A 25,468-nucleotide genomic window follows, 5' to 3' on the forward strand; every position below is an offset into this window, starting at 1 on the left:
TCTATCTCCTTGCCTTGACGCAATTCCGGACGGAAAACCGCTCACACTTTTCCTGGAATTGCTCTGATAAAGCGGCCGGAGCGAAGCCCCGGCCGCCAGTGTTAGCGCTTGCCGAGTTTCGACAGCTCGATAACCGAGGCGGCGGTGTCCTTGGTGACGAAGCCGGGGCCGGTCGGATAGTCGGCGATCGGCATGATCTTGTACTTCTTCCAGAGGTCGAACATCGCGACCGGGATGTAGCCCATGGCATATTGCTGGGCGTCGATGCCCACTCCATCTTGCCGGCGACGACGGCCTGCAGGATCGTGGGGGAGAGATCGAACGTGCCGGTCTTCACCTTGCCCGACAGGCCCAATTCATCAAGGGCGGCCAGCGTCGGTTCGGCACCGCTGGCACCGACGGCGAGGATGAACTGTGTATCGGCATGAGCGGTCATGTAGGCGATCACGCGGTTCTTCATTTCGGTCGGGTCGATGACGCCGTTCATCACCGGCACGTCGACGCCCAGACCCTTGGCAAAGCCGGCGCAGCGGTCGTCGAGGCTCGAATTGCCGACCTCGTGGTTGGCGCAGACCGCCTTGGTGAGGCCGAGCGCCTTGATGCGCTCGCCGGCCATGACGCCCGCCTGGAACTCATCCTGCCCCATGAACAGCAGGCCGCCAAGGTCATGGGTGAGTTTCGAACCGCCGGAATCGATGATAATGACCGGGATACCGGCGGCGACGGCGTTTTTGACCGGAGCCGAAAGGGCGGCCGCGTCGGGGATCGAAACGACCATGCCGTCCGGCTTCGAGGCCGTGATGGCGTCGATCATCTGCGCCATTTTGGCCATGTCGAAGGTTTCGGGCGCCAGATATTCGGCCTTGACGCCGAGCGTCTTGGCGGCATCGTCCATGCCGTTCTTGACCACCGACCAGTAGGGGTCGCCGCTCTGGCCGTGGGTGACGAACACCACGCGGGTCTCGTCGGCGGCCGCAAGGGTCGTGGCTGCCGCCATCATCGTGAAGCCGGCCAGCAGGCCGAGCGCAGGCTTTATTAATTTCGCAAGCGAAAACATAGAACCTCCTGTTTGTTTTCCGCCGCCGCAATTACGGTCGGCAGTCCAGTTGCCCCTTATTCCAGTTTCATTCCTCAGCACTGGTTCCCTGGAGTCCGCATCGCGGCCTCGATCATTCCATGACGGTAAATCCAGCTTGCCGCGCCATGCGCGACAGGTTTTGGAAGCCCATCGTCGCATAGGTCAGCGGATTGGCCTTGTTGGGATCCTGCTCGGCCTCAACGACCAGCCAGCCGCTGTAGCCATTGTCGGCCAGCACGCGCAAAATGGCGGGATAGTCGATGAAGCCGTCGCCGGGGACGGTGAAGATCCCTTCCATGACCGCGCCCATGAAACTCATGTCCTCGGCGCGGGCGCGATCAAGCACAGCCTTGCGGGCATCCTTGCAATGCACATGCACGACGCGTTTAACCTGCGCCTTGATGAGAGCCAGCGGGTCGCCGCCCGAAAAGATCGAATGGCCGGTGTCGTAGAGCAGGCCGACCGCCTCGCCGGTGTGCCGCATCAACAGGCCGACCTCGGCATCGGTCTCGACGATGGTTCCCATATGGTGGTGAAAGGCCATGCGAACGCCGAAATCCGCCATCCTTTCGGCCAGCGCCGTCAGCTTGCGGCCGTAGGCCGGCCATTCCTCGGGCCTGAGGACCGGACGCTGCGAGATCGGCCCCCAGATGGCGTTGTGGCGCCCGCGCGAGGTGTCGGCATAGACGACATGGGTGGAGCCCATATCCTTCAAAAGCTGGAGATGCGGCGTGATCGCATCCATCTCCGCACCGACATCCTTTTCGTCGCAACGGCCGTCATACCAGCCGGAAACCACCGCAAGGCCGTACTGTGCCATGATACGCTTCAACTCGGCCGAGCGGCGCGGAAACTTGCCGCCAAGTTCGGTGCCGGAATAGCCGGCCTGCCTGGTTTCGCGGAGGCAGACTTCAAGCGGTGTGTCGCCGCCGAGTTCCGGTACGTCATCATTGGTCCAGGTGATCGGATTGATGCCGATGCGAACCGTCACGGGCGAACTCCTGATTGCTTCGACTGGGCAAGGTGATGGCGGGCGAGGCCGGCCAGTAGCGTCATGTCGCGGCGGGCATGCTCGGCGGTGTTGCGCACGGCTGAGCCTTCGACGATCGCCGACCAGAAGCCTTTCAACTCCTCGACGAATGCCTCTTCGTAGCCGCTGCTTATGTCGCGGCTGGAAAGCGTGTGACCGTCGCCGGTGCGGACGGTCAGCCGTGTCGGTTGATGATTGAGATAGGGCGAGGGGAATTCCAACTCGAGCGAGGCGTTGTCGAAATAGAGCGTGATGCGCTCGCGATAATCGGGGAGCCCCGGAGTGGCGATGTGGACCATGTTCCACAATGCCTGCCCGCCGCGCAACCGCACGGCGCCCTGGCCGCCTTCGCCCTTGGCGAAGAGCGAGGCGCCGACAATTTCACTGTCCGTCACGCCAAGCGCGTCGAGCAAGCCGTGGACGGCGTTGACGTCGTGCACGATCGACGAACAATAGGCGCCGACAAAGCCGCGAAAGGCGCCGGGATCGTCGACCTCGGGCACCGCGCGCGCGACCTGCTCGCGCTGCTTGGCTTCGGTCGAGGCAATCAATTCCGCCGCGACGTCGTCACCCCGGCAAGTGGAGGCGTGCCGGATGAAGGGCCAGGCGTCGGGATCGTTGACCTCGACCGAAACGTAGCGAAGTGTGTGCGCCGTGCCGGGCAGCATGTTCAGCGCCGCCTCGTAGCTCGGGTCGAAACGCTTCATGTAGCCAACCTGGAGCACCTTTCCGGCGCGGTCCCTGGCGGCGATCAATTCATCGATGTCCTGCGTGCTGTAGCAAAGCGGCTTTTCGCAGAAGACATGCAGGCCCCTGGCGAAGGCGGCGAGGCACTGTTCGCGGTGCAGCGCATCCGGCGAGGCGATAACCACGGCGTCAAGCGGCATGGCGAGAAGCGTGTCGAGATCGGAGAATGTCTCGAGGCCGAATTCCTCACCGACGAAGGCGCGGACTTTTCGCGACGGATCATAGACGCCAGGGATCTTGAACTGCCGGTGCAGCTTGAGCAGATTCGGGATGTGCTCGACCTGGGCGACGCCGCCCGCCCCGATCACTCCCACCCTTATGCACTGCATCGGCCAGCCCCATCTGAACCCGAACGCTTTTTCTTGAGCCTAGGACTCCTTTGGTTCCATTGTTAGAGCCAGATTCCATTGATTTTTGGGAACCAGATGAAAACCAGTTTTCCCGTCGACGGCATTGCGCTCGATCGCGACAGCCCTGCCAACCTGCACCGGCAGCTCTATGTCCAGTTGCGCGGCCTGATCGAACGGCGCGTGCTGCCGAGCGGCCATGCGCTGCCTTCGACACGGGTCATGGCGCGAGACCTGAATATTGGACGCAACACGGTGATTGCCGCTTGCGACCAGCTGGCGCTGGAGGGCTATCTCGCCATACGGCCGCGCAGGCCCTCGGTGGTCATGGACCTGCCGACCCGCTCAGTGGCGGCCGAACAGGTGTCGGCCGAGGACGCCAATCCGATATCGCGACGCGGGCAGACCATGCTTGCCCAACCCTACCATCATGGCCGGCCAGGCATGCTTGCCTTTCATCCCGGCATGCCGGACCCGGATAATTTTCCGTTCAACACCTGGTCGAAACTGCTCAGCCGCCGCGCCAAATTCGCCCATATCGATCTTTTCGGCACCTATCACGTCAAAGGCTATCCGCCGCTTTGCGAGGCGATAGCGCGCTATCTCACCGCCTCACGCGGCGTGAAGTGCACCGCCGAGCAGATCGTCGTCACCAATGGCGCACAGTCGGCGTTCGATCTCCTGGCCCGGCTACTGATCGATGACGGCGACACGGTGTGGATGGAGGAGCCCGGCTATTACGGCGCCGGTTCGGCCTTTGTCTCGGCCGGCGCGAAACTGGCGTCGCTACGCGTCAGCAATGCCGGCTGGAATCTCGATCCGCCGCCTGTCGTGCCGCGCATGATTTTCGTGACGCCCTCCTGCCATCACCCGCTCGGCATAACCATGCCGATGGAACAGCGGCTCAATCTCCTGCACATGGCCGAGACCTGGCGCTCCTGGATCATCGAAGACGACTATGACGGCGAATACCGTTTCCAGGGCCAGCCCATTCCGGCCCTGCAAGGCATCGGCGCGTCAAACCGTGTGGTCTATGTCGGCACCTTCGCCAAGATCCTTTTCCCGGCCATGCGGCTGGGCTTCATGGTGGCGCCCAAGGCGATAGACCATACGATCGTTTCGGCGCTGAGCGTCAGCGGCCAGTTCGCGCCTTTGCTGACCCAGGCCGCGCTCGCGGACTTCATGAATGAGGGGCATTTCACCCGCCATCTCCGGCGCATGCGGCGGCTCTACGCGGAGAGACGGCAGTTCTTCCTGGAAAGCGCGCAAAGGCATCTCGGGGAATGGCTGGATTTCCACACGACCGAGTCCGGCATCCAGGTCGTCGGCATTTTTCGCGGCAGATGCAGCGACAGGGCGGTTGCCGAGGCGGCACTCCAGCAGGGGATCAACGTCTCGGCGCTGTCGATCCAGTACCGTCACGGCACGGAGCAGAACGGCCTCGTCATGGGCTTTGCGGCGGCCGACGCACAGACAACTGAAAAGACGATGCAGAAGTTTCGCACCGTGCTGCAAAGCCATTTTTCGCGAACGAGAAACCCCGGTTAAGAAACTGGGACTATTCGTTTTTTTAAGCTGAACTCGTGCTCTTGGGCGGTGCTAGCCCAGATCTGCCATCCGTGCCCGACAGCGCACCTCGTCGATCGGTCTGCCAAGCGCGGCAAAGCGCGTGGCTGCTTCCTCGAACGCCGCCACGGCCCGGGTTTCGTTACGCTCGGCCCGGCGCTGCACGCCGCGCGCCTCCCACACGGCCGCCACCCAGGGGCCGCCATTCCACATGCCGGCGACCCGCTCAGCCTCGTCGAGCCGGCGGTTGACCTGCTCGATCTCACCCGCCTCGGCCAGGGCAACGGCAGCCGCGGTACGGAAGGTCATCGAGCAAGGCTGGCAATTGCAGCCCGATGACAGCATGCGGTCACCTTCGCGAATGGTCTCGGCGATCCTCTCGGAGGTGGTGGCGGCCCGCACCTCGAGACCCTTCAGGCTGATCAGCAAATGTGGCGCCAGCCAGGAAGAATGGGCAAGGGTGGTGGCGCGGTGGATCAACCGTCCCGCCTGCCATTTCTGGCGTCCGGCAAGCGCGAGTTCCGTCAGGCGCTGCAGCGCCAGTACGCGGCCGGCCACGGCTCCCACCTGCGCGTAGAGTCTTTCGGCTTCGGTCAACATGCGTTCGGCCTCGGCCAACTGGCCCGAGAAGAGCGCTGCTTCGCCCAGCACGAGCGAGGCAAGGCCGCGCCCGGCGACCGAGCCGGCGCCCTCGGCCACCGACAGGAGCTCCCGGGCCGAGGCGGCGATGTCGTGGTGGCCCTTGGCACTGCAGAGGCAGAATTCGGCCAGGCACAGATGCCCGTCAAAAACGTTGGAGACGAAGGCTGGCTTGGAGCGGACCCATTCGATGAACTCCGCCCTGAACAGCTCGCGCCACTGGCCCTGCATGTGGGCCACCAGGCCGATCAGGGCGCTGGCCTCGCCAACCTCGCGGGCCAACCCCGCGCCCATCGCCAGATCGCGGGTTTCCCGGCCAACCTGGCCCGCCCTGGCGAAGTCGCCGCTTTGCAGATGCAGCAAGCCCCAGGCCAGCGAGGCGCGGATGCGGTCGCTCAAGCCGACGGGGTCGATAGAGGGCACCGCCAGCGCCTTTTCGTAGAGCTTCACGGTTTCGGCGCCCGGGCCGACGCCAAGATCGATGCGCAGGTTTTGGCTGAGCTGATTGAACAGCCGGATCGCCTCGGCCCGGTTGCCGGCGTCGAGCGCCGCCTGCATCAGGGCGCATTGCGCCTGCTCGTCGGCCGGGTCCAGCGCGATCAGGCGCTGCCACAGCTTGCCGGCCCGCAGCACCTCGGCATAGCGCTGCCGCAGGGCCTGGCGGGGCGTTTCGAACCAGTCGACATAGGGATCGTCCGGCAGCAGGTCTCCCCTGTAGAGATCGGCGGCCGCCTCACAGGCGGCGGGATCTTGCCCGCGCAAGGCAAGCCTGGCGGCGGCCTCGAACGCGTCGACGTCGATTTCGAGATCGCCAGCGGGGGCGAGCGCGATGACATCGGCCGTCTGCTCGATAAGGTCATTGGCGCCAAGCGCGCGGCGGGCAAAATGAATGGCCTTGCGCAGGTTGGCACCGGCGGCCTCCGGATCGAGATCGGGCCAAAAGGCCTCCATCACCTGTTCGCGGTGAATGCGGTGCGAGCGGGTGACGGCCAACAGCTTCACCAGTGCCGCGCCACGGTCCCGCCGCCACGCCGTGGCCGGGATGAGCTGATCGTCCAGACTGACGCTGAACCCGCCAAGCAATTGAATTCGGACACGCAATCGAAAGGTCCTTTCAGGATGCGAGGCCCGCATGCCCGAAATCGGCCGTCACAAGCACCTGTGGAGCGGGGAACGCTGGCGGAACATAGGTTGCCTAAGCTGCACCCGTAGTCAATTCCGACCGCTCACAGGAGGATCAAATGTCTCTTCGTATCGCCGACATGGCGCCTGACTTCACCGCCGAAACCACCCACGGCCCAATCAGCTTCCACGACTGGCTGGGCAATTCATGGGCATCCTGTTTTCCCATCCCAAGGATTTTACCCCCGTCTGCACCACTGAACTCGGCTACATGGCCAAGCTGAAGCCCGAGTTCGACAAGCGTGGCGTCAAGATCATCGGGCTTTCCGTCGATCCGGTCGAGCGTCATGCCGGATGGGCTGATGACATTGCCGAGACCCAGGGACACGCGCCGAATTTCCCGATGATCGGCGACCCGATGCTGGCCATTGCCAAGCTGTACGACATGCTGCCCGCCACGGCCGGCGACAGTGCCGAGGGGCGCACGGCAGCCGACAACCAGACGGTGCGCCATGTCTACGTCATCGGTCCCGACAAGAAGATCAAGCTGATGATCGCCTATCCGATGACCACCGGGCGAAACTTCGACGAGATCCTGCGCGTGGTGGACTCCATGCAGCTGACCGCCAGGCATCGCGTCGCCACGCCGGTGAACTGGCGGCAGGGCGACGAGGTGATCATCGCGGGTTCGGTTTCGAACGACGAAGCCAAGGTCCTGTACCCCGATGGCTGGAAGCAGCCCAAGCCCTATATCCGCATCGTCCCGCAGCCGCACAGAGCCTTCCCAAGGGGCACCCGGCAACAGGAGGTGACAGCATGAAAACCCGTATCCTTATCCTTGGCGCCGGTTTCGGCGGGCTAGAGCTCAGCACGTCCTTGTCCGAAGCTTTGGGTGACAGTATTGCTGTCACCCTGATCGACAAGTCGGATTCCTTCGTGTTCGGCTTTGCCAAGCTTGATCTGATGTTCGGCCGCGCAACCGAAGCGGCTGTGCGGCTGCCTTACGCCGACTATGCCAAGGCCGGCGTCACGTTGAAGCGCGAGACCGTCACCGCCATCGACCCGGAACGGCGGCGCGTGACGACGGACAAGGGTGTGCACGAGGCGGACATATTGGTGATCGCTCTCGGCGCCGACTATGACGTCTCGGGCACACCCGGCATCACGCTCGGCCGCAACGAATTCTACTCGGTTCCGGGCGCCGCCCATATGGCGAAGGTACTGCCCGGTTTCACCCGCGGCCATGCCGTGATCGGTGTCTGCGGCGCGCCCTACAAATGCCCGCCTGCGCCCAGCGAATGCGCCTTGATGCTGCATGACTACCTGACCGAGAGGGGCGTCCGGGGCGACTGCCAGATCACCTATGTTAACGCGATGTCGAGCCCGGTGCCGCCTTCTCCCGAAACGTCGAAGGCGCTTCTGGCCGCCTTCGCCGAGCGCGGCATCACCTTCATCCCCAGCACCCGCGTGGTTTCCGTGGACGAGGGCCGCAAGGCTGTGACGCTCGACAATGGCGGCGAACTGCCCTGCGATCTGTTCCTGGGCGTGCCCCGGAACCGCGCGCCCGATGTCGTCGTCGAGGCCGGCATCACCGAGGGCGGCTGGGTCACCATCGATCCGCGCACACTCGAAACCCGCTTTCCCGGCGTCTACGCGTTGGGCGATCTGGCCAATACGGGCGCGCCGAAGGCGGGCGTCTTTGCCGAGGGCGCCGCACGCACCGTTGCGGCGAACTTGATCGCCAGGCTCCGCCATGAGGAACCGACGGCAAGGAACCCGGGCGCGGGATCCTGCTACATCGAGTTCGGTGCCAACCGGATCGCCAGGGTGGATGTGGATTTCTTCTCCGGCCCAAAACCCACCGGTGCTTTCTACGAACCATCGGAGGCTTTGCGGGTCGACAAGGTGAATTTCGGCTCCAGCCGCAAGGCCCGCTGGTTCGGGCATTGAGCTTCGACAATGGCGGGCGCTGAGGGACTATCACCAGCGCCCGTCCAGTTGTTCTAGGCCATCTGCAATTCCCGTCGCGGCAGCGGCGGGAAGGCGATTGCAATGCCCACCGCGCCGAGGCCGATAAGGGCCGAGCCGATGAACAGCCAGTGGTAGCTGGCATAGGCGTCGAACACCATGCCGCCGGCGAGCGGTCCCAAGGCCATGCCGAGGCTGGATGCCATGGTGGCGGCGCCGAACACGGCGCCGAGGATGCGCTGGCCGAAATATTCGCGCGCCAGCACCGCGTAGAGCGGCATGACGCCGCCATAGGTGGCGCCGAAGATGACGGCCAACACATAGAACTGATCGAGCTGGCTGACCGAGAGATAGGCGGCAATGACGACCGCCTGGATCGCCAGGCCTGCGATCAGCACCGGCTTGACGCCGAGCCGGTCGGCCAGAACGCCGTAGAGAAGCCTGCCGCCTAAGCCGGCGAGACCCTCGACGCTGTAGATCGTGACCGCCGCCATGGGGGCGACGCCGCACAGCATGGCGTAGCTGACCATATGGAAGATCGGCCCGGAATGGGCGGCACAACAGGCGAAGAAGGTCAGACCCAGCACGATGAATTGCGGCGAACGCAGCGCCTGGCCGACGCTCATGCCCGCACCATCGGCGACCGGCGCGGAGGCCGCATCGGCAACAGCAGGCTTTGGCGGCTGGCGTACCAGCAGCACCGCCGGCAGCAACAGCACCCAGGCCATAATGCCGATGTCGAACATGGCGGTGCGCCATTCATAGGCCGAGATCAGCCAGCGGGCGAAAGGCGAGATCGTCATCGGGGCGACGCCCATGCCGGCCGAGACCAGCGAAACCGCAAGGCCGCGGTGGGTGTCGAACCAGGCCGTGGTCAACGCGATCATCGGCGCGAAGAAGGCGCTGGCGGCAAGCCCGACGAGCACGCCATAGCTGATCTGGAAGGTCAGCAGCGAGCCGGCGCGGCTCGCCACCACAAGTGCCAGGCCGAGCAGCACGGCACCGATCGTGACCACGATGCGGGCGCCAAAACGATCGGAGAGGGCGCCCCAGGCGAAGCCGCCGAGGCCCATGATCAGGAAGTTGAGCGTCATGGCGCTCGAAATACCGGCGCGCGACCACTGCGTGTCGAGCGCCATCGGTTCGAGGAAAATCGCCAGCGAAAACATCGTGCCGATGGCGACACAGGACATCAGCGCACCTGCCGCGACGATGACCCAACGATAGGAAAGGTTCATGCAAATCTCCCATGCCAGAGGGCAGCGCTGAGCGCTGCTTGCGTCCGAAGGACGATGGCACGGAAGACGATCCTACAATCCGGTTGCATTTTTTATCCAGTCTGAAATTGACGCGGTTTCCGACCGGCCGGATCGCCGTACGGACGCCAGTCAGATCGGCAGTTCCGATGTGTATTTGATCGTCCAGCTCGGCACGTCGGTCTTGACGTTCTGGACGCCCTTGATGCGGCTCAGATGCTCCGACTGGAAGCGGCGATAGTCGTTGAGGTCGGCCGCCACCACGCGCACCAAGGCATCGCAGTCGCCGAGCATCAGGTAGCATTCCATGACCTGCGGCAGCTTGGCCACTTCGGTGGCGAAGTGCTGGACCGTGTCCTCGTCCTGCGTCTTCAGCCAGATGCGGGTGAAGAAGGTGAGGCCCTTGCCGATGCTGGCCGGGTTGAGCACGGCGACATAGTGGTCGATGACACCGGCCTCCTCCAAGAGCTTGACGCGTCGCAGGCAAGGCGAGGGCGACAGGCCGACCTCATTGGCCAGATCATTGTTGGCCATGCGGCCGTCACGTTGCAGCGCCCGCAGGATGCGCCTGTCGATGTCATCAAGCTTCATGGCTACGAATTCCATATCTTCAATGAATCGCGGCATTGAATGCCAAAATAAGGGCGAAGACAACAATCTTCGCAACCAAATTGCGAAGCCATCTTTATATGGTTGCGTCGACACCATCACCATCTGAAGCCTAACCGGAAACGGTGGCCGCGAGGCCAGCCTGTGGAAAATCATGAGCGTTTCTGAAGCAACATTGCCCGAGGCGATTGACGGCGGATCGAGTTCGGAGTTCCGGCGCGGGGTCATCTCGTGCCTCCCGGTCCTGCTCGGCACCATTCCCTATGCGCTGGTGCTGGGCGCGCAGGCGACGCAGAAAGGTCTCAGCGTCGTCGAACTGCCTCTTATGACCGGATTGAATTTCGCCGGCGGCTCGGAATTCGCGGCCATCCAGCTTTGGACCTCGCCGCCGCACATCGCGCTCATCGCCGCCATTACCTTCCTGGTCAACAGCCGTCACTTCCTGATGGGGGCAGCCCTGGCGCCATTCCTGGGGCATTTGCCGCAGCGCAAGGTGTTTCCGGCCCTGTTCTTCCTCTGCGACGAAAGCTGGGCGCTCGGCCTGGCCGATGCCAAACAGCGCGCCAGCGCCGGCATCACCCCTGCCTTCAGCCCGCGCTACTATATGGGCGCGGCCCTGGCGATGTATCTGGCCTGGGTGGGCTTCACGGCGGCGGGCGCGCTGCTTGGCCCGATGCTCGGCCATGTCGAAACCTATGGCTTCGACATGGCGTTTCCGGCTGTCTTCCTGGTGCTGATGCGCGGCATGTGGAAGAGCGTGGCGGCGGCGCGGCCCTGGCTGGTCAGCCTGGTTGTCGCGGCCCTCGTCTATCTCTTCATTCCCGGTGCGTGGTATGTCGCGGCGGGCGCGGTGTCGGGGCTCGCCGCTGCCTGGCTGATGGCAGGTGACGCATGATCGACATGGCAACCCTTCTCACCATCGTGCTGATGGCCGGCGTTACCTACCTCACGCGGATCGGCGGCTATATCGTGCTGCGCAACCGCGTGCTCAGTGCGCGTGCCACGGCGGTGATGGAGGCCGCACCGGGCTGCGTGCTGATCTCGGTCATCGCACCGGCCTTCGTGTCGCGAAATCCCGCCGATCTCCTGGCGCTGGCCATCACCTTTATCGCGGCGACACGGCTTTCCATGCTGCCCACCGTGCTGATCGGGGTCGCTTCGGCGGGTCTGTTCAGGCATTTCATCGGATAGGCTCAGAGCCTGTTCAATCGCGAGCAGCGCCCGCAGCCCTGAGGATCAGCGCAACACTGTTGCGGGCGCGCTGCGCAAGGCTATGCTGCAATGCGGCGAGCATTTCGGCGACGGCATCGATATTGGTCGCGTGCGGCAACTGATTATCATCACGGGCGGCCGCGATCCGATCGCGGAAGCGCGCGTCCGTTCGTCCGAGAGCGGCAAACAGCTCGGCACCGATTGGTGCCCGAACTGAAAGGACGGATCAACGGCATGGCGGTGCGCGTGCCGGTGTCTGATGTATCGATGATCGATCTCACCTGCCGGTTCAGAGAAAACGTGTCCTACAAGGACATCTGCACGATGCTCCGCACGCAGGCGGCAGATGCGATGGACGGCATCCTCGCCTATTGCGACGAGCCTGTGGTCTCGACCGACCTGCGCGGCAACCCGCATTCCTCGATCTTCGACGCGCTGGCCGGCATGCAGACCGAGGGCGGGTTGACCAAGCTCGTTGCCTGGTACGACAACGAATGGGGTTATGCCTGCCGTTGCCTCGACCTGGCAGCGCACATCTCGCGCGCAAACTAGCAAAAGTCGATGCAATCATATGTTATGCGGCCAGCCGCCCCTCGTGCGGAGCAGATCTCCGCCGTCACGCTCCACTCCGGCTGCAGGATCGAACCGGATTAAAGGGTGCGCCATCGTCGAAATTGAGATAATTTCCGGCCTTTCTCATTGTCGTTTTTCAGACGAGCTACCGGCGGGGCTAATGACCGAATCGGGAAGCAATCAAGATCGAGGTGAAAAATACGGCTACCTGACGTGCTCGGGGTGCCGGAATGCGTATTGATTCAATTGCGTTTAGAACTCCATCCCGAATGATCTCGAATGAGGATATACTAAGATATATTCGTGATTACAATCAAAGTCAAAATAGAGAAGAATTAGAGTCTTATTGTCGGAAAATCGAGCGCCTGTTCCGAAGAGCCGGCGCACAGTCGCGTTACGTCCGTGACATGGGTGCCGGGAAAGAGCCTTTGACCTGTTGCGTGATGCCGCTCGATCGGCCATCGCCGATGCTGGGCTGGTGCCCCGGGACATAGATCTGGTCATCTACTGCGGGATAGGGCGCGGCTTTCTGGAGCCGGCCAACGCGACGTTCCTGGTTTCTGCACTTGGCATCGAATGTGACGCCTTCGACATTACGGAGGCGTGCATGAGTTGGGCAAGGGCGCTTCAGGTTGCCCAAGGCTTTTTGCTGACCCGATCATACGCAAGGATCCTGATCGTAAATGCTGAGTTCAGCGTCTACGAAAACGGATATCCCGAAATCTTCAAAATGCGGACCGATGCTGAAATCGCTTATACATTTCCAGCTCTAACTATCGGCGAAGCAGCCACTGCCACCGTCGTTACATTGTCGCCAGATGCTTGGAAATTTCGTTTTCGAACCAGACCCCAGTTTGCATCGCTTTGCAATCTACCACTTCCCGGCTTTCGCGATTTCTGCTTGCCTGATACAAAAGTTGGAGCCAACGGCGTCCATCAACTGGTTGCCTACAGCTCAGAGCTTACACAGACGGCGAGCAGGGAAAATGACCTCTTTTGTAAAGGCGGCATACCCCGACGTTGCTGACATCGACATCTGGTTCCCACACAGTTCCAGCGAGTCGGCCCTGAAAATCATGGCGACTAGACTGGGCGTTGGCGACCGCCTTTATGACAAAGTATTTCGAAAATTCGGAAACTTGGCATCAGCGTCCATTCCTGCGGCTATGTGTGAGGCAACCAAAGAGGGTTCGTTGGAGCGAGGAATACGGGTGGTGTTGTGTCCGGCTTCCGCTGGAATGGTATTTGGCCTGATGGAGGGCATCTACTGAGGAGGGGAGTGATGGCAGACAAGGACGATGGGACACCAAAACCGGCCGAGTCCCAGCAGGATGTTTCGCAGGCGAATTTTCAAAATCCGATAGTAATCCTTGCAACTCTGATTCTGCTCAGTCTGTTTGTCATGATCGGCGCTTCGATGCTTGGCGTCGATCACGGCTTTCTTTCGGGAATGGCAAGGCCCGAGCTTGCCAGAGGGCTGATTACCTATCTCTTCGCGATCGTGACCATAGGAATCGCCGTCGCACTCGTCCTCAACACGCTGGTCGGGCCAGCTCCAAGCGACGCGAATGACGGTCGCTTTCAGAGGGCGAAGGAAGTCTTGTCCCTCCTGCTGGGCGTGTTTGGCACGATTGTCGGCTATTACTTCGGGGCGGAGTCTTCGAAGGCAAATCTGGAGGTGCCGTTTGAATTGTCCACGCCGGATCTTTCACCGCAGCCAGTCGGCCCTGCAGGGCTGGTTACGGTGCGAGCCGTGATAAAGGGCGGCACGGCGCCACTTCAGTATGGCGTCGGACAGGGCACGGACAATGTCGAAGTCAAGGACCTGGCATTTGAAGGAGGCTGGATCGTCAAGCAGGTGCAATTGAAGACACCTTCTCCAGCCGAGGTTCAAAGCATTCATCTGGTCGTGGAGGATTCGAGCGGCAAGCGGATTGACCGGGTCGTGCCGGTCAGACGCAGTGCGCAAGACTAGAGAAATTCCAGGAAAAGTGTGAGGCACCGGCGGCCGCTCGTAGGCCGGCTGAAACGAAAAAGGCAGGCGCGGGCGCCTGCCTTTCGAGGTCAGATGGTCGGTTGTTTACGCGGCGGCAGCCACCTGCTGGCTGGCCACCACGGCGTCGACCTTGGCGGTCGCCTTGGCGAGTGCGGCGGTCACCGCGTCAGGGCCCATGCCGACGCCTTCGATGCGGATGACATCGACGTCGGTCATGCCGAGGAAGCCGAGCACGCCGCGCAGATAGGGGATGGCGTGATCGAACTGCACGGCCGCTCCTTCGGAATAGATGCCGCCCGAAGCCAGCACGATATAGACCTTCTTGCCGGTGACGAGGCCCTTGGGGCCGCTTTCGCCATAGGCAAAGCTCCTGCCGGAGCGGGCGATGTGGTCGACCCACGACTTCAGCGTCGAGGAGATGTTGAAGTTGATGAAGCCGGTGGCGAGGATCACCGTGTCGGCGGCGAACAGCTCGTCGAGCACGACGTCGGAGACGCCGACGACTTCAGCCTGGCGCGGGGTGCGCGCTTCAGCCGGCGTGTAGATACCGGTCGAGTAGTCGGCATCGATATGCGGCAGCGGGTTGGCGACGAGATCGCGCACGACAAGCGTGTTCGACGGATCACCGGCGACGAGCTTTTCGGCGAATTCGGTAGCGATGCGGGTCGAGTGCGAGGCAGCGCCGCGCGGGCTCGAAGTTACGAGAAGAATGGACATAGCGGGTCTCTCCAGTGGAATGAATTGTCCCGCCACATATGGGGCTATCGATCCATCAGATAAACTGGTATATTTTCTATACGATCCATCTATAAAATAGATACAGTTATGCAGCCCAACCCGACCCTCGACCAGCTTCAGATCCTTGTCGCCGTTGCTGATACCGGCAGTTTCTCGGCCGCCGGCCGCAAGCTCAACCGGGCACAATCCGTCATCAGTTATGGCATCGCCAATCTCGAGGCCCAGCTTGGGCTGAAGCTATTCGAACGCGAGGGCACGCGCGAGCCGCAACTGACCGAGATCGGCCGGGCGATGCTGGAGGACGCAAGGCGCATGATCGGCGTGTTGCAGCGTATGCGTTCGCGCGTCGATGGCCACCATCACGGGCTGGAGGCCGAAGTGGCATTGTCGGTCGATTCGGCGCTGCCTTCGCCCGTTCTGGTGCGTGTGCTCAAGGCATTCGAAGCGCAGTTCCCCACTGTGATGCTGCGCCTGCACATAGGCTCGCTCGGATTGATCCCGGACCATGTCGTCAATGGACAGGCCGATCTCGGCATTGGCGGCCTGCTGGGCGAGGTTGACGTCCATCTCGTGCGCATCGGCTTTATGTCGATCGTGCTGGCTGCGGCGCCCAGCCACCCGCTGGCATTGCTGCCAAAGCCATTGGCGCTCGAGGATGTGCGCGAACACACCCAGCTTGTCGTCACCGACCAGTCCGAACGCACCAAGGGACGCGACTTCGGTGTCTTTGCTTATCGGACTTGGCGCCTCACGGATATGCGCACCAAGCACATACTCATGCGCGAGGGGCTGGGCTGGGGCGGCCTGCCGCGCTGGCTGATCGCCGACGATCTCGCAAGTGGCCGGTTGGTGGAACTCGATCTCGAACCCTTTAGCGAGGTGAAGTCGCCGATGTTTGCCATGCATCGTAACGACAGCAGCCCGAAGCCGGCGGCGGCCTGGCTCATCGAGCGATTCAAGCGTGGGCTCGGCTGCTTCAACGAGTTCGAGCCGGGCGAGGTGCCCGAGGACGACCCGGAGACAATCCGTCAATCAGCACCATGAGCACGGCGCGGTAATCCTCGGCTGGTGCGCCGGCCTCGATGGCCAGTGCTGCACGGTCGAAGGCGGAGGCAAGCAGCGCGGTCAGCGCGTCGGCCGGCAATCTCGTCATCCTGTTGGCCCGCATCGCCGCGACCAGGCCCTCGCGCAGCGACCGATTGCCGTGGCGGTTGTCGATCGCATCCATGGCGGCGCGGCCAAGCACTGCCGGCCCGTCGAGCAACAACAGCCGCGTGCGGCCGGGCACGCGCATGGCGGCGAGATAGGCGTCTGAGCCGGCGATGAGCGCATCGCGGGCGTCGAGCGAGGGTGGCGAGGCGCGGTCGATCTCTTGCGCCACCGCCTGTGCCTCCTGCTCGACCACGGCGGCAAACAGCGCCTGCTTGTCGGCGAAGTGATGATAGAGCGCGCCGCGCGTCACGCCGGCTGTAGTGACGATCTCCGGCGTGCCGGTCTCGGCATAGGATTTTTCGGTGAACAGTTTTCGCGCCGCCGCGATCAGGTCGGCGCGCGTCGCCTCGGTGCGGTCGCGGTTGGAACGGCGCGCGGAGTCCTGTTGCATACATGCAGCCTGTATGTTAATTAAATTTACATACAGACTGTATGTTATGTCCAGGGAGAAAGAAAGATGAAGACCACAAGCTATTACCCGGTGCTGATGACCGGCGACGTTGCCGGCACGGCGGCCTTCTATGTCAAGCATTTCGGCTTCCAGCCGCTGTTTGAAAGCGACTGGTACGTGCACCTGCAATCGGTGGACAACAAACGCGTCAATCTCGGCATCGTCCAGGGCGACCACGAGACGATCCCGCAGGAGGGGGCGGGGGCGCACGTCCGGCCTGCTCATCAATTTCGAAGTCCGCGACCCCGATGCGGTCTATGAGCGGATTCTCGCTGCCGGCCTGCCGGTCCTGCGCACGCTGCGCGACGAGCCCTTCGGCCAGCGCCATTTCATCACCCGGGATCCCAATGGCGTGCTGATCGACGTCATCAAGCCGATCCCGCCCAGCGAGGAATTTTTGGCGCAGTACGCGGCGGGCGCGGCAGGGGCTTGAGTGACGGCCTCAGCCTGCCCGCGCCACCGGCGTCACCGCCACCTGGCTGACGCCGGTGCGGCGCACCACCGTGCACAGCGTCTCGCGGCCGATGCGCTCGGCGTCGAGCATGCGCACGAGGTCGTCGACGCCGGTGACCGGGCGCCCGTCGATGGCCGCGATGATGTCGCCTTCCTTCAGACCGGCCTTGGCCGCTGGGCCGTTCTTTTCGACACTGCGCAGCCGCACGGCCGTGCTGGTCGACACTTGCGACAAAAGGGCGGCGCGGCGCGGCAGATTGGTGGTGTCGGCCGAGACGCCGATGAAGGCGCGCCGCACGCGGCCGAAGCGGATGATCTCCGAGATGACGAAATTGGCGGTGTTGGAAGCGACCGCAAACGCAATGCCTTGCGCGCCATGGATCATGGCGGTGTTGACGCCGATGACTTCGCCTGCCGACGACACCAGTGGCCCGCCGGAATTGCCGGGGTTGAGCGCGGCATCGGTCTGGATGACGTCATCGATCAGTCTGCCCGTCGAAGCGCGCATCGAGCGGCCGAGCGCCGAGACGACGCCTGATGTGACCGTCCATTCGAAGCCCAGAGGATTGCCGATGGCAATGGCGATCTGGCCGCGCCGCAGCCGCTTGGAATCGCCAAGCGGCGCGACATCGGAAAAACTGCCGTCGGCGCGCACCAGAGCGATGTCGGTGTCGGGATCGCGCCCGAGCACGCGGCCCTCGCTGGAGGCGCCGTCCGGCATCGACACGCGAACTGTTTTTGCGTCACCCACGACATGGAAATTGGTGACGACCAACCCGTCCGGCGCGATGACGAAACCCGATCCATGGCCGCCCTGGCCGCCAATACGCTCGATGCGGCAGACGGCCGGACCGATGCGGTCGACCGCGTCGGCCACCGTCATGGAATAGGCGTCGAGCAGCGTATCGTCGGATTGGAATTTGGCAGCGGCGAGGGCCATGGATGGGCTCCGTGTTTTCAAGCTTGATCGTGACTATATGTGCGGAGCGGCCGGAACCGCCGCGACCTGACCAGATGGCCAGTCAAACCGCCAACTAGCCGTCAGGCGAGTACCTCCAGGGGCGCCGTCGGGCGATATCTGGGACATGACGAACCCCAGGAGACCATCATGAGTGATTTCAATCTGAATGCGTTTTCGCAAGCCGTTGCCGCCCTTGCCGCCGCGGCGGCACCGGCGACCGCGAGCTTCACTGCCCATCATCACCGCACGGCGAGCGCCTTCCACTGGCGCGACGGCTATTTCGTCACTGCCGAAGAGGCGGTCGAGGCCGGCGAGGAGATCGAGCTGACGCTGGCTTCGGGCGGGACGGTGAAGGCCGAGCTGGTCGGTCGCGATCCTTCGACGGGCGTCGCCCTGCTCAAGCCAGCCGACACGGCCAGCACGCCTGTCCTTGCCAAGGCCGATGCGGTTCGGCCGGGCAATATCGCCATTGCCATTGGCAACAGCCAGGGTTCGGCGCTGGCCGTATCGGGTTCGGTTGGCGAAGTCGGTCCGGCCTGGCGCTCGATGCGCGGGGGCACGATCGACCGGCGCATCAATCTGGCCGTCGGCGCCGGCGGCCGCTTCGAGGGTGGCCCGGTGCTCGACGCCAAGGGCGCGCTGATCGGCATGCTGTTGTTCGGGCCGCGCGGCCGTGCGCTGGTCATGCCCTATGAGACGATCGAGCGGGCGGTGGCGACACTGCGCGAGAAGGGCCATGTCGCACGCGGCTATCTCGGTGCAGGCCTGCATCCGGTGCGCGACCGCGACGCCCATGGCGCGATGGTGATGAGCCTCGACGACAACGGCCCGGCCAAGGCCGCCGGCCTGTCGCTGGGCGATATCATCGTGGCGTGGAACGGCGAGGCCGTGCATGGTCCGCGCGACCTGATCCGCCGGCTCGGACCGGACAGTGCCGGCGCCTCCGTTACGCTTGGCGTGGTGCGTGGCGGCGAACAGCGCGACGTGACATTGACCATAGGCGAAAAGCCGCTGAGCTGAGAGGACTGATGGAAACGCTCGCCGGCGACCGGATCGTGAGCAACAGCGCCGCTTCGCGGCGGCTGGTGGTGCTGATTGCGCTTGGCGATGCCGCGCGCGCCGAGCGCCTAGCCGCCACTCTTGCCGCCAGCGACGACCTGCTGCCGGTGGTGACCGGCGGCCGGGCGGATGTCGCCATCATCGATGACAGGAGCGGAGATACCGTGCCGGCCGCCACGCCACGGGTGCTGCTGTCGGGACGCACCGGCGTCGAGCGGCCCGCCGGTGAGGTGTTTGCGGTCATGCCTGCGGGTGCGGACGATCTGCTGATCGCAGCGGCGGCGCGGCTGGCGGCGGCCGGCTATCGCGTCACAGGCGAGGGCGGCCGTGGACGCGATGAGGATTTCCATACGGGCGCGCCGTTCGAGGATGAAGTCCTGGACGAGCATGCCACCCGGCCTGCGCTTTCGCCGCGCGAGGCGGAAGTGCTGGCGCTGCTCGCCGAAGGCGCGCCCAACAAAGTGATTGCGCGTCGGCTCAACATTTCCGTCCACACGGCGAAATTTCACGTCGCCGCGATCCTGATCAAGCTGGGGGCGGCCAACCGCACTGATGCGATCGCGATCGCGATGCGGCAGGGGTTGGTGCTGGTCTGATATTGCTCAGACTGCCGCTTCGATGTCGGTCAGCCGGAAATCGTCACCCTTGAACAATAGCGGCATGGCTTCGAGCCGCGCAGTGGCATAGGCGATGCAGTCGCCGAAATTCAGTGCCGCCGGATGCCGACCCTTGCCGTAACGCAGAAAAGCCTGGCGGGCGACGGCTGCGTGGTCGGCGGTGAAGGGGATCGTCTCGATCGAGGCTGTCCGCAGGAAGGTGTCTAGCCGATCCAGGATTTCATCTTGCCGGCCGCCCGCGAGCACCATCGTTGTTTCCAGATACGTTGGCGCTGCCAGCAGCCGTCTCTTGGCCTGCGTGATCGCGAGCACGAAACGTTCGTAGCCCGGCTCGAGACGCAGAATGGCGACCAAGGCCGAGGAATCGATGATCATTTCGTCGGGATTCCGAACTCGTCGTAACCGAGGATTTCGTCGTCGGTCATCGCATCTTCGCGTTCGGGGATTTTTCCCGCACTGTCGGCAATCGCCATCAACCGCTGAAACAGGTCACTGGCGTCTTCGCGCGGTACCAGCCGTTCGCGCGCGACCTCGCGCTCGAGGCTCTGACGGATAGCCTCTGTCACGGACACGTGGCGGCGACGGGCAAGCTCGCGCGCCAGTTGCTCCACTTCCATGTTCTTGATCGATAGTGCCATTCTATATTCTGCCTGTTTGTATAGAATATATACCCGAGCCTCGGTAAATCCAATAGATATCGGGCGCTGTCGATCAACAAAGCCTCCGCAGCGTCACCATGGCTTCCCGCGGCAAGCTCTTGTATCCGCAAGCCGCACGGGCAAGGATCGGCTCAGAAGAATGGGTCAGCACGCGGAGGAAAAATGTCGCTCAAGGGAAAGACGCTGTTCATCTCCGGCGGGTCGCGCGGCATCGGGCTGGCGATCGCGCTGCGGGCGGCGCGCGACGGCGCCAATGTGACGATCGCCGCCAAGACCGCCGAGCCGCATCCGAAGCTGCCGGGCACGATCTACACCGCCGCTGAAGAGATCGAGCAGGCCGGCGGCAAGGCGCTGCCTGTGCTGTGCGACATTCGCGAGGAGGCGCAGGTGGCCGAGGCCGTCGCAAGGACGGTGGAGAAATTTGGCGGCATCGACATCTGCGTCAACAATGCCAGCGCCATCCAGCTCACCGGCACGCTGGAAACCGACATGAAGCGCTATGATCTGATGCACCAGATCAACACGCGCGGCACCTTCCTGGTGTCCAAAATGTGCATTCCGCATCTGAAGTTAGCTAAGAATCCTCACATCCTGAATCTGGCGCCGCCGCTCGACATGAAGGCGAAGTGGTTCAAGAACCATGTCGCCTACACCATGGCCAAGTTCGGCATGTCGATGTGCACGCTGGGCATGAGCGCGGAGTTCGCCAAGGACGGCATCGCCGTCAATTCGCTGTGGCCGATCTCGACCATCGACACGGCAGCGGTGCGCAATCTGCTCGGCGGCGCGACGGTCGCGGCGATGAGCCGGTCGCCCGACATCATGGCCGATGCCGCGCATGCCATCTTCATGCGGCCGTCGCGCGAAACATCGGGCAATTTCTACATCGACGAGGAGCTGCTGCGCGCCGAGGGGGTCACGGATTTCTCGGTCTATTCACCAGGCGCGACCGGGCCGCTGGCCGGCGACTTTTTCGTGCCGGACGAGGTGTTTGCCAACTCCGATACAAAAGTCAAAAGCATCTACTGACGAAAATCACGACCTGTCGGCGCTGCCCCTCATCCGCCTGCCGGCGTTCGTCCTTCAAAGAGCCAAGCAATTGGCTCTTTGTCCGCAACGCGGACCACGTCTCACTTCCCCGTATAACGGGGAGAAGGGAGCTACCTCACACCTCGTCCTTCTTGCCTTTGCTCAGACCCATCAGCCGGTCGATATAGGCCAGCATCAGCGCCGAGACGACGAAGGCGAGGTGGCCGTGTTTCGGCCACGCCGCCGCTCTTTGCAAGATAGGATCAAAGCAAAAAGCCCCGCCGGAGAGGGCCGGCGGGGCTCAATGCATCCCGCTGGAGTCGGGACGGGGCAGGGAACGCCCAGCCCTGAATCTGGGGTGAGCGGGCTCGCGATTCAATGAGCCGGCTCTAATGCCGGTACAAATCTTCTTGAGCCCGGGACCCGGATACGAACCTTCCCATCCCCGATCGAGCCGGGGATGGGTGCTTTTCGCATCTAGTCCACAAACCAGGTCATGGTTTTGAAATCATGACCTAATTGTTGCTGGCGACCGGCGCCACCAGGGACGTGATGCGGCGGATGGCGACACGCCGGTTCTCGCGGTTGGGTGCCTGCGTGTTGATCTTCAGATACTCTTCGCCATAGCCCTGTGTCGTCAGGTTCTCCGGCGGGATGCCGAAGGCATTGGTCAGCGCTTCAGCAACCGCTTCGGCGCGGCGGTCCGACAGAGCAAGGTTCGCTTCCGGCGTGCCGACGGCGTCGGTGTGGCCCTCGATCAGGAAGGTCTCGGCCGGGTTCTTCTTCAGCAGTTTCTCCATGGCGCTGGCGACGCCCTCGAGCTTCTGCACCTCGGTGTCGGAGATCGAGGAGGAGCCGAATTCGAAGTTCAGCGTGTCGAGGTCGACGCGACGTGCGATGTCGCGCACGCGGGCCGAACGCTTGACCTCGTCGATCGAATAGAGACGCTGGACCCTCTCCACCGGCGGCTGGTCGAGGAAGGTGTAGTAGTCGTCATCGCTTTCGACGTCCTCGGAATCGAGGATGTACTGCCGGCGCGGAATGTTGAGCCGCATCGGCGGCAGGTCGTCGCCGGGATCGCGCCAGTCGCCCTCATCCTGATAGTCCCGCTCGTCGACATAGCTCAGCACATATTCGCGCCCATCCGGCGTGATGCGCGAACGCTGGATGACATCGCCGTAACGGTTGCGGATGGTGACGATCTGGATGCCATTGTCGCGCTCGACCGTCTCGCGTCTACGGCCTTGTGGGAGGTCCTCGTAATAGACGTCCTTGGCACCGCGATTCATGCGCGAGCCCTCATTGCTCTGGACGATCGTCTGGCCGCCGAGCTGGATGATAACGCGATCGCCGATCTCCTTGAGCACGTCGACACCCTTGGGGCGGCGGCGGTCACGGATGTTCTCGTCGGGCGCACGGTCGAGGCGCTTGCCCTTTTCCTCAGTCACCGGGACGATCTTTTCGGGCTTGATCTGCTGCTGGGCTGCCTTGTCGTCGGTGGGCGGCGGACCCTGGTCGACAGGAGCAACCACCGGCTTCTGGCCCTGATCGCCGCCTTGCTGGGCGTTCTGGCCACCATCCTGCTGCTGGCCGTTCTGGCCGGCCTTGTCGCCATGTTTGCGGCCGCCAGCCTTGCGCTCGGCATCCTTCTGGCTGTCGAGGATGGGGGCGGCATTCTTGTCGGCGGGCGCTTCGCCCTGCACGGGGTTTTCGCCCTGGACGGGCGCGGCCGTGTTGCCATTGGCGGGCTGTTCACCGGTTGCCGGCTTCTCGCCATTGGCCGGTTGCTCGCCCGTCGCGGGCTGCTTGCCGGTCTGCGGCTGCTCACCATTAACCGGTTGCTTGCCCGTGGCAGGTTGCTCGCCGTTCGCGGGCTGTTCGGCCACCGGTTTCTTGCCGTGCTTCTTTGTCTTGTCCTGGGGCTGCTCGCCCTGGATCGCCGGCTGTTCGCCGGCCGGAGCCGGTTCAACCTTGGGTGTCGTTACTTGCCCTGCCGGGGCTTCCTTCGGCGTCGGCGCGGCTTCCGGCGTCACTGCCGGAGCAGCGGGCGCCTCTTTCTGCTGGTCCTGCTTGTGTTTCTTGCCGGGCTTGACCGGCTGGTTGTCGTTGGCGGGCTGTGTCTCACCAGCGGGAGCCTGCTCGGCGGGGGCTTCGGTCTGCTGCTGCTGGTCGCGCTTCTTCTTGCGCGGCTGCTGCTGTTCGGTTGCGGGAGCGGCCTCGCCGGCCGGTGCCTGCTCGGTCTGTTGCTGCTGGTCGCGCTTCTTCTTGCGCGGCTGCTGTTCGTCGGTCGCGGGAGCGGCCTCGCCGGCGGGCGCCTGCTCGGTTTGCTGCTGCTGGTTATGCTTCTTGCGCGGTTGCTGTTCCGGCTGCGCCTGCTGGTCGGCGGGGGCTTGTTCGGTCTGCTGTTGCTGGTCACGCTTCTTGCGTGGCTTCTGCTCGCCCTGTGCAGGTTGCTCGGCAGGCGCCTGTTCGGTCTGCTGCTGCTGGTCGCGCTTCTTGCGCGGCTGCTGCTCACCTTGCGCCGGCTGCTCCGCCTGGGCGGGCTGTTCCGCCTGGGCGGGCTGCTCCTGCTTTTTCTTCCCTTGCTTCTGCGCGCAGGCTTCGGCCGATTCGCCCTCGGCGCAAGCGGCTTGCGCCAGAATGAACGGGGCTGACGTGCGCTGGGCCGGGCCGAATGCGGCATTGCCTTGCAGCGGGAACGCGCCCAACGGCGCGGATGCCATCAACAGGCCAAGTGCGGTGCCTGCCAGAATCCGTGGTTGGCGTTTCATCGAAAACTCTCCTTGTGGGGTCCCATCCTTGCCGAAACCGTTCTTAGCCCGATTGGTTCCAGTTTGATTGGGATAGATGCCGTACGGGGCGATTGGCCGGCCTTTTGAAGGCAACTTCGTGTCATTCGGTCGAGTTGCAGCCGCATTTCAACCGTTGCCGCGCTTGACCTCGGCGGCTGCCGGGGCCACATCCCCAAAATGGAAACGCCGTTCTGGAAAACAAAGACGCTGGAAGCGATGAGCCCGGCCGAATGGGAATCGCTTTGCGACGGCTGCGGCAAATGCTGTCTGTCGAAGCTAGAGGACGAGGATACCGGCGAGATCTACTGGACCAGTGTCGGCTGCCGGCTGTTCGACGCGCAGACCTGCCGCTGCTCTGACTATGCCAACCGGCTGGCGCGCGTTCCCGATTGCGTCGGGCTGACGCCGCAGAATGTGCGCACCATCAGCTGGCTGCCCAGCACCTGCGCCTACCGGCTGGTGGCCGAAGGCCGCGACCTCTATTGGTGGCATCGGCTGGTGTCGGGCAGTGCCGAGACCGTGCATGAGGCCGGCATCTCGATGCGCGGCCGGGTCAAGGCGAGCGAGACCGATCTGGCCGAACCTGAAGATTATTTTGACTATATGCTCGACGACGAGCCTTGAGGCCCGTATCCGCGCGGTTCCGGAACAGGAACCGGGGCAAGATTTTTGGGGACGCATTGTTCGAAACCTGGCGAAGATTTTCGTTTCCCGCCACATGAACCGCAGATGAACGGCGGGTTCGTAAACAGTTCAGACAGGCTGACGCATTCTCCCATCATCGGTTTCACGAGGACGGGCGCAAGCCTGCAACAAGGAGAGAGAACCATGTACAACACGATCAAGACGGCGGCCCTTTCGGCCCTGGTCGGCCTCGGCACGCTGGCGGCCATTCCCGCCCATGCCGACAGCCTCTATCTCGGCTTCGGCAACAACCAGGATCCGCGCTTCGGCGTCTATGCCGGTGATGACGGCTATCGGCATCGCCGCGATGAGCGCCGTGACGACTGGCGCGGCGACGACTGGCGCCGTGAAGGCTGGCGCCGCGGCTGTTCGCCGGATCGTGCCCTCGACAAGGCCGAGCGCATGGGCCTCTACCGCGCCCGCATCGTCGACGTCAACCGCCGCACGGTCAAGGTCATGGGCCGCCAGGACGGCGACCGCGTCGTCGTCGTGTTCGCCAATGAACGCGGTTGCCCGGTCATCTATCGCTGAGGCTTGCGGCATAACCCTCTGCGAGGGTTAGCCTGAAGACACGACCTTCTGCGAAGGTCGGCAGCGGCACGATCCTCTCGAGGATCAGCCGGGACTAGCGGAGCCCCTGTCCCATCGGATGGGTGCGGCTCGAAAACCC

At 63.4% G+C, this 25,468-nt stretch carries 26 protein-coding genes and 3 pseudogenes; 17 read left to right on the forward strand and 12 right to left on the reverse strand.

Annotation, left to right across the window (positions count from 1 at the left end):
- Window positions 1-101: 101 nt before the first annotated feature.
- From AC0V8S_RS13520 to AC0V8S_RS13530, 3 genes and pseudogenes are all read right to left on the reverse strand, one after another.
- Window positions 102-1,057 (reverse strand): annotated as a pseudogene (locus AC0V8S_RS13520) (rhizopine catabolism ABC transporter substrate-binding protein).
- Window positions 1,058-1,169: 112 nt separating this feature from the next.
- Window positions 1,170-2,069 (reverse strand): myo-inosose-2 dehydratase, encoded by a 900-nt coding sequence (iolE, locus tag AC0V8S_RS13525; RefSeq protein WP_183462152.1) that lies wholly within the window; start codon window positions 2,067-2,069, stop codon window positions 1,170-1,172.
- On the reverse strand, window positions 2,066-3,163 hold the full coding sequence (locus tag AC0V8S_RS13530) for a Gfo/Idh/MocA family protein (protein ID WP_475437971.1): 1,098 nt from the start codon (window positions 3,161-3,163) through the stop codon (window positions 2,066-2,068). The genes iolE and AC0V8S_RS13530 overlap by 4 nt, the downstream gene beginning before the upstream one ends.
- 117 nt (window positions 3,164-3,280) lie before the next feature.
- Between AC0V8S_RS13530 and mocR the strand changes: the two genes are divergently transcribed.
- Complete coding sequence (mocR, locus tag AC0V8S_RS13535; RefSeq protein ID WP_475437972.1) at window positions 3,281-4,750, forward strand: rhizopine catabolism transcriptional regulator MocR; 1,470 nt, start codon at window positions 3,281-3,283, stop codon at window positions 4,748-4,750.
- 51 nt (window positions 4,751-4,801) lie between these two features.
- Here mocR and AC0V8S_RS13540 read toward each other — a convergent pair whose 3' ends face one another.
- On the reverse strand, window positions 4,802-6,508 hold the full coding sequence (locus AC0V8S_RS13540; protein ID WP_475437973.1) for a BTAD domain-containing putative transcriptional regulator: 1,707 nt from the start codon (window positions 6,506-6,508) through the stop codon (window positions 4,802-4,804).
- 140 nt (window positions 6,509-6,648) lie between these two features.
- Here AC0V8S_RS13540 and AC0V8S_RS13545 point away from each other — a divergent pair.
- Window positions 6,649-7,349: pseudogene (locus AC0V8S_RS13545) on the forward strand (peroxiredoxin).
- On the forward strand, window positions 7,346-8,479 hold the full coding sequence (locus AC0V8S_RS13550; protein WP_183462143.1) for an NAD(P)/FAD-dependent oxidoreductase: 1,134 nt from the start codon (window positions 7,346-7,348) through the stop codon (window positions 8,477-8,479). Before AC0V8S_RS13545 ends, AC0V8S_RS13550 begins: the two are co-directional and overlap by 4 nt.
- Before the next feature lie 53 nt (window positions 8,480-8,532).
- Here the strand turns inward: AC0V8S_RS13550 and AC0V8S_RS13555 are convergent, their stop codons facing one another.
- A complete protein-coding gene (locus tag AC0V8S_RS13555; RefSeq protein WP_475437974.1) occupies window positions 8,533-9,735 on the reverse strand; it encodes an MFS transporter in 1,203 nt (400 codons plus the stop codon).
- A gap of 150 nt (window positions 9,736-9,885) precedes the next feature.
- Entirely contained in the window at window positions 9,886-10,344 is a 459-nt protein-coding gene (locus AC0V8S_RS13560) for an Lrp/AsnC family transcriptional regulator (RefSeq protein WP_202358406.1), read from the reverse strand.
- A gap of 172 nt (window positions 10,345-10,516) precedes the next feature.
- Here AC0V8S_RS13560 and AC0V8S_RS13565 point away from each other — a divergent pair, with 172 nt between their 5' ends.
- The 7 genes from AC0V8S_RS13565 to AC0V8S_RS13595 all read left to right on the forward strand — a co-directional run bounded on the left by AC0V8S_RS13565 (window position 10,517) and on the right by AC0V8S_RS13595 (window position 14,122).
- Window positions 10,517-11,257 (forward strand): AzlC family ABC transporter permease, encoded by a 741-nt coding sequence (locus AC0V8S_RS13565; protein ID WP_475437975.1) that lies wholly within the window; start codon window positions 10,517-10,519, stop codon window positions 11,255-11,257.
- Window positions 11,254-11,553: an AzlD family protein gene (locus tag AC0V8S_RS13570; RefSeq protein ID WP_183462137.1), complete on the forward strand. Its 300-nt coding sequence runs from the start codon at window positions 11,254-11,256 to the stop codon at window positions 11,551-11,553. The genes AC0V8S_RS13565 and AC0V8S_RS13570 overlap by 4 nt, the downstream gene beginning before the upstream one ends.
- Before the next feature lie 82 nt (window positions 11,554-11,635).
- Window positions 11,636-11,791 (forward strand): hypothetical protein, encoded by a 156-nt coding sequence (locus AC0V8S_RS13575; RefSeq protein ID WP_475437976.1) that lies wholly within the window; start codon window positions 11,636-11,638, stop codon window positions 11,789-11,791.
- On the forward strand, window positions 11,779-12,126 hold the full coding sequence (locus AC0V8S_RS13580) for a hypothetical protein (RefSeq protein ID WP_475437977.1): 348 nt from the start codon (window positions 11,779-11,781) through the stop codon (window positions 12,124-12,126). Before AC0V8S_RS13575 ends, AC0V8S_RS13580 begins: the two co-directional genes overlap by 13 nt.
- 457 nt (window positions 12,127-12,583) lie before the next feature.
- Window positions 12,584-13,174 carry a beta-ketoacyl-[acyl-carrier-protein] synthase family protein gene (locus AC0V8S_RS13585; protein WP_475437978.1) on the forward strand — a complete coding sequence of 197 codons (591 nt, stop codon included), beginning with the start codon at window positions 12,584-12,586 and terminating at the stop codon, window positions 13,172-13,174.
- A 49-nt stretch (window positions 13,175-13,223) separates the two neighbouring features.
- Window positions 13,224-13,418, forward strand: coding sequence for a 3-oxoacyl-[acyl-carrier-protein] synthase III C-terminal domain-containing protein (locus AC0V8S_RS13590; protein WP_475438617.1), 195 nt, complete (start codon window positions 13,224-13,226; stop codon window positions 13,416-13,418).
- 11 nt (window positions 13,419-13,429) lie between these two features.
- Window positions 13,430-14,122 carry a hypothetical protein gene (locus tag AC0V8S_RS13595; RefSeq protein ID WP_475437979.1) on the forward strand — a complete coding sequence of 231 codons (693 nt, stop codon included), beginning with the start codon at window positions 13,430-13,432 and terminating at the stop codon, window positions 14,120-14,122.
- Between the two features lie 105 nt (window positions 14,123-14,227).
- Here the strand turns inward: AC0V8S_RS13595 and AC0V8S_RS13600 are convergent, their stop codons facing one another.
- The gene (locus AC0V8S_RS13600) at window positions 14,228-14,860 is read right to left on the reverse strand and encodes an FMN-dependent NADH-azoreductase (protein ID WP_475437980.1); all 633 of its coding nucleotides are present in this window, start codon (window positions 14,858-14,860) and stop codon (window positions 14,228-14,230) included.
- Between the two features lie 108 nt (window positions 14,861-14,968).
- On the opposite strand from AC0V8S_RS13600, the gene AC0V8S_RS13605 reads away from it, so the two are divergent.
- Window positions 14,969-15,925 carry a LysR family transcriptional regulator gene (locus tag AC0V8S_RS13605; protein WP_183462127.1) on the forward strand — a complete coding sequence of 319 codons (957 nt, stop codon included), beginning with the start codon at window positions 14,969-14,971 and terminating at the stop codon, window positions 15,923-15,925.
- Here AC0V8S_RS13605 and AC0V8S_RS13610 read toward each other — a convergent pair.
- Window positions 15,858-16,484 carry a TetR/AcrR family transcriptional regulator gene (locus tag AC0V8S_RS13610; protein WP_475437981.1) on the reverse strand — a complete coding sequence of 209 codons (627 nt, stop codon included), beginning with the start codon at window positions 16,482-16,484 and terminating at the stop codon, window positions 15,858-15,860. The two genes, AC0V8S_RS13605 and AC0V8S_RS13610, sit on opposite strands and share 68 nt — an antisense overlap.
- Window positions 16,485-16,550: 66 nt before the next feature.
- On the opposite strand from AC0V8S_RS13610, the pseudogene AC0V8S_RS13615 reads away from it, so the two are divergent.
- Window positions 16,551-16,977: pseudogene (locus AC0V8S_RS13615) on the forward strand (VOC family protein).
- Window positions 16,978-16,986: 9 nt separating this feature from the next.
- Here the strand turns inward: AC0V8S_RS13615 and AC0V8S_RS13620 are convergent.
- Window positions 16,987-17,937 carry a S1C family serine protease gene (locus AC0V8S_RS13620; RefSeq protein ID WP_183462122.1) on the reverse strand — a complete coding sequence of 317 codons (951 nt, stop codon included), beginning with the start codon at window positions 17,935-17,937 and terminating at the stop codon, window positions 16,987-16,989.
- Between the two features lie 168 nt (window positions 17,938-18,105).
- Between AC0V8S_RS13620 and AC0V8S_RS13625 the strand changes: the two genes are divergently transcribed.
- Both AC0V8S_RS13625 and AC0V8S_RS13630 read left to right on the forward strand, forming a co-directional pair.
- The gene (locus AC0V8S_RS13625; protein WP_475437982.1) at window positions 18,106-18,978 is read left to right on the forward strand and encodes a S1C family serine protease; all 873 of its coding nucleotides are present in this window, start codon (window positions 18,106-18,108) and stop codon (window positions 18,976-18,978) included.
- A gap of 8 nt (window positions 18,979-18,986) precedes the next feature.
- Window positions 18,987-19,613 carry a response regulator transcription factor gene (locus AC0V8S_RS13630; protein WP_183462118.1) on the forward strand — a complete coding sequence of 209 codons (627 nt, stop codon included), beginning with the start codon at window positions 18,987-18,989 and terminating at the stop codon, window positions 19,611-19,613.
- A 6-nt stretch (window positions 19,614-19,619) separates the two neighbouring features.
- On the opposite strand, the gene AC0V8S_RS13635 is transcribed toward AC0V8S_RS13630, so the two are convergent.
- Window positions 19,620-20,009: a type II toxin-antitoxin system VapC family toxin gene (locus AC0V8S_RS13635; protein WP_475437983.1), complete on the reverse strand. Its 390-nt coding sequence runs from the start codon at window positions 20,007-20,009 to the stop codon at window positions 19,620-19,622.
- Window positions 20,006-20,272 (reverse strand): type II toxin-antitoxin system VapB family antitoxin, encoded by a 267-nt coding sequence (locus tag AC0V8S_RS13640; RefSeq protein WP_095204197.1) that lies wholly within the window; start codon window positions 20,270-20,272, stop codon window positions 20,006-20,008. Before AC0V8S_RS13640 ends, AC0V8S_RS13635 begins: the two co-directional genes overlap by 4 nt.
- A gap of 183 nt (window positions 20,273-20,455) precedes the next feature.
- Here AC0V8S_RS13640 and AC0V8S_RS13645 point away from each other — a divergent pair, with 183 nt between their 5' ends.
- Window positions 20,456-21,322, forward strand: coding sequence for an SDR family oxidoreductase (locus tag AC0V8S_RS13645; RefSeq protein ID WP_475437984.1), 867 nt, complete (start codon window positions 20,456-20,458; stop codon window positions 21,320-21,322).
- A gap of 515 nt (window positions 21,323-21,837) precedes the next feature.
- Here AC0V8S_RS13645 and AC0V8S_RS13650 read toward each other — a convergent pair.
- The gene (locus AC0V8S_RS13650; protein ID WP_475437985.1) at window positions 21,838-24,093 is read right to left on the reverse strand and encodes an OmpA family protein; all 2,256 of its coding nucleotides are present in this window, start codon (window positions 24,091-24,093) and stop codon (window positions 21,838-21,840) included.
- Between the two features lie 198 nt (window positions 24,094-24,291).
- Here AC0V8S_RS13650 and AC0V8S_RS13655 point away from each other — a divergent pair, with 198 nt between their 5' ends.
- Both AC0V8S_RS13655 and AC0V8S_RS13660 read left to right on the forward strand, forming a co-directional pair.
- Window positions 24,292-24,738, forward strand: a complete 447-nt coding sequence (locus tag AC0V8S_RS13655; protein WP_183462112.1) for a YcgN family cysteine cluster protein — start codon at window positions 24,292-24,294, stop codon at window positions 24,736-24,738.
- A gap of 204 nt (window positions 24,739-24,942) precedes the next feature.
- On the forward strand, window positions 24,943-25,329 hold the full coding sequence (locus AC0V8S_RS13660; protein WP_183462110.1) for a hypothetical protein: 387 nt from the start codon (window positions 24,943-24,945) through the stop codon (window positions 25,327-25,329).
- The last annotated feature ends 139 nt before the right edge of the window (window positions 25,330-25,468 follow it).

Source organism: Mesorhizobium oxytropidicola (assembly GCF_056174625.1).

Coding starts and splice junctions, on each gene's coding strand:
- AC0V8S_RS13620 (WP_183462122.1), bottom strand. CDS start 17,937: ATGGCCCTCGCCGCTGCCAAATTCCAATCCGACGATACGCTGCTCGAC.
- AC0V8S_RS13625 (WP_475437982.1), top strand. CDS start 18,106: ATGAGTGATTTCAATCTGAATGCGTTTTCGCAAGCCGTTGCCGCCCTT.
- AC0V8S_RS13605 (WP_183462127.1), top strand. CDS start 14,969: ATGCAGCCCAACCCGACCCTCGACCAGCTTCAGATCCTTGTCGCCGTT.
- AC0V8S_RS13565 (WP_475437975.1), top strand. CDS start 10,517: ATGAGCGTTTCTGAAGCAACATTGCCCGAGGCGATTGACGGCGGATCG.
- AC0V8S_RS13630 (WP_183462118.1), top strand. CDS start 18,987: ATGGAAACGCTCGCCGGCGACCGGATCGTGAGCAACAGCGCCGCTTCG.
- AC0V8S_RS13570 (WP_183462137.1), top strand. CDS start 11,254: ATGATCGACATGGCAACCCTTCTCACCATCGTGCTGATGGCCGGCGTT.
- AC0V8S_RS13635 (WP_475437983.1), bottom strand. CDS start 20,009: ATGATCATCGATTCCTCGGCCTTGGTCGCCATTCTGCGTCTCGAGCCG.
- AC0V8S_RS13610 (WP_475437981.1), bottom strand. CDS start 16,484: ATGCAACAGGACTCCGCGCGCCGTTCCAACCGCGACCGCACCGAGGCG.
- AC0V8S_RS13595 (WP_475437979.1), top strand. CDS start 13,430: ATGGCAGACAAGGACGATGGGACACCAAAACCGGCCGAGTCCCAGCAG.
- AC0V8S_RS13600 (WP_475437980.1), bottom strand. CDS start 14,860: ATGTCCATTCTTCTCGTAACTTCGAGCCCGCGCGGCGCTGCCTCGCAC.
- AC0V8S_RS13555 (WP_475437974.1), bottom strand. CDS start 9,735: ATGAACCTTTCCTATCGTTGGGTCATCGTCGCGGCAGGTGCGCTGATG.
- AC0V8S_RS13560 (WP_202358406.1), bottom strand. CDS start 10,344: ATGAAGCTTGATGACATCGACAGGCGCATCCTGCGGGCGCTGCAACGT.
- AC0V8S_RS13590 (WP_475438617.1), top strand. CDS start 13,224: ATGGCGACTAGACTGGGCGTTGGCGACCGCCTTTATGACAAAGTATTT.
- mocR (WP_475437972.1), top strand. CDS start 3,281: ATGAAAACCAGTTTTCCCGTCGACGGCATTGCGCTCGATCGCGACAGC.
- AC0V8S_RS13660 (WP_183462110.1), top strand. CDS start 24,943: ATGTACAACACGATCAAGACGGCGGCCCTTTCGGCCCTGGTCGGCCTC.
- AC0V8S_RS13645 (WP_475437984.1), top strand. CDS start 20,456: ATGTCGCTCAAGGGAAAGACGCTGTTCATCTCCGGCGGGTCGCGCGGC.
- AC0V8S_RS13575 (WP_475437976.1), top strand. CDS start 11,636: ATGCTGCAATGCGGCGAGCATTTCGGCGACGGCATCGATATTGGTCGC.
- AC0V8S_RS13650 (WP_475437985.1), bottom strand. CDS start 24,093: ATGAAACGCCAACCACGGATTCTGGCAGGCACCGCACTTGGCCTGTTG.
- AC0V8S_RS13550 (WP_183462143.1), top strand. CDS start 7,346: ATGAAAACCCGTATCCTTATCCTTGGCGCCGGTTTCGGCGGGCTAGAG.
- AC0V8S_RS13640 (WP_095204197.1), bottom strand. CDS start 20,272: ATGGCACTATCGATCAAGAACATGGAAGTGGAGCAACTGGCGCGCGAG.
- AC0V8S_RS13655 (WP_183462112.1), top strand. CDS start 24,292: ATGGAAACGCCGTTCTGGAAAACAAAGACGCTGGAAGCGATGAGCCCG.